Raw genomic sequence first — 1551 nt, 5'->3', positions numbered from 1 at the left:
TGGCCGTCGACGAAGATGTCCGCGGGCGGCCACACCTTCCACTACAAGGGAACCGCCCCGCACAAGGGTTCCTTCGCGCTGTACATCACGAAGGACTCCTACGACCCGACGAAGCCGCTGAAGTGGTCGGACCTGGAGGCGAAGCCCTTCGTGGAGGTCGCCGACCCGAAGATGGAGAACGGCGACTACGTCTTCCGGGGCGATGTTCCCGCGAGGTCCGGCCGTCACCTCGTCTACTCGATCTGGCAGCGCTCGGACTCCCCCGAGGCGTTCTACACCTGCTCGGACGTCGTCTTCGGCAAGGACAGCGGTGCCAAGGGCCCCGCGCGGAAGGCGACCGCCCCCACCGACGAGGAGATCGCGGCCGGGGCCGGCAAGTCCTCCGTCACGCACCGGGGCCACGGCGGCGACGCCGGCACCCCGGCGGACAAGGGCGGGGACACCGCGAAGACGGCCGCGGCGGCACCCGGTACCGCGACGGGCGGGGCCAACGCGCCCGAGACGAACAGCGCGGCCGAGAAGACCGGGACCGAACTCGCCGAGACCGGCGGCGACAGCACCACCCCCTACATCGCCATCGCCGGAGCAGCGGCCCTGGCCGCGGGCGCGACCGCGGTGCTCGCCCTCGGCCGACGCCGTTCGTCGGCGGGCAACCGCTGACGTCCCCGGGCCCCGGCGCTCCCGCACCGGGGCCCGTCGAGCGGCACCGCGGCGATCCGAACCGCCCGCCGTCGCCCACCCGCACGGGCCGACCGCGAGAACGGGCGAGGGAGCGGTGAGGCACAGTGCCTCACCGCTCCCTCCCGTCTGCCCCGTCTGCCCCTATGACTCCTTGAGCGCAGCCGGTTCGCCCTCGGCGCGCGGCCGTTCCTCGGCCATCTCGCCCCAGACGATCATCCGGTACGTACTCGTGAACTCCGGCGTGCAGGTCGTCAGCGTGATGTAGCGGCCCGGTCCGGTGAACCCCGATCCGGCGGGCACCGGGTCGAGGACGGCGATGTTCTTCGGCGTGGTCTGCGGCAGGATGCTCGCCATCTTGTACACGTAGTACGTGTCCTGCGTCTCGACGACGATCGGGTCGCCCGGCTTGAGGCGGTTGATGTACCGGAACGGCTCGCCGTGGGTGTTGCGGTGTCCGGCGATCCCGAAGTTCCCCGTCCTCGCCCCGGGCATCGCGGTGGGAATGCTGGCCTTGTCGTAGTGGCCGACCATGCCCCGGTCCAGGACCTTGGTCTTGCCGATGCCCTCCGCGATCGGCACGACCACGTCCAGCTTGGGGATGTGCAGGATCGCGAAGCCCTGCCCCGGTTCGAACGTGCCCGGGCCGCTCGCGCCGCCCGCCCATTCACGCTCCAGCTCGTGACGGGCGCTGCCCGTGATGCTGTGGGCGCGCACGTTCGACCACCACAGCTGATACGTGGTGAAGAGCAGCATCAACACGCCTGTGGTGATGAGGACTTCGCCGCCCAGTCGGCCCGCCAGCGTGGCCGCGCCGGGCTTCCGCGCCCGTGCGGCGCGCCGGGCCTCGACGCGTGTCATGGGAGGTGGGGG

Annotated in this window: 2 protein-coding genes; one reads left to right on the top strand and one right to left on the bottom strand. The window is 71.6% G+C overall.

Features of this window, described 5'->3' with window-relative positions:
* A partial coding sequence (locus EAO76_RS42325) for a lytic polysaccharide monooxygenase (protein WP_148841537.1) occupies nt 1-660 on the top strand: 660 nt, incomplete at its 5' end.
* 162 nt (nt 661-822) lie between these two features.
* Here EAO76_RS42325 and EAO76_RS42320 read toward each other — a convergent pair.
* A partial coding sequence (locus EAO76_RS42320) for a class E sortase (protein WP_148841536.1) occupies nt 823-1551 on the bottom strand: 729 nt, incomplete at its 5' end.

It is taken from the genome of Streptomyces sp. sk2.1, assembly GCF_008120935.1.
GTDB lineage: Bacteria > Actinomycetota > Actinomycetes > Streptomycetales > Streptomycetaceae > Streptomyces.
The sequence above is the reverse complement of the archived record's forward strand: the minus strand, read 5'-3'. Positions and strand labels throughout refer to the sequence as shown.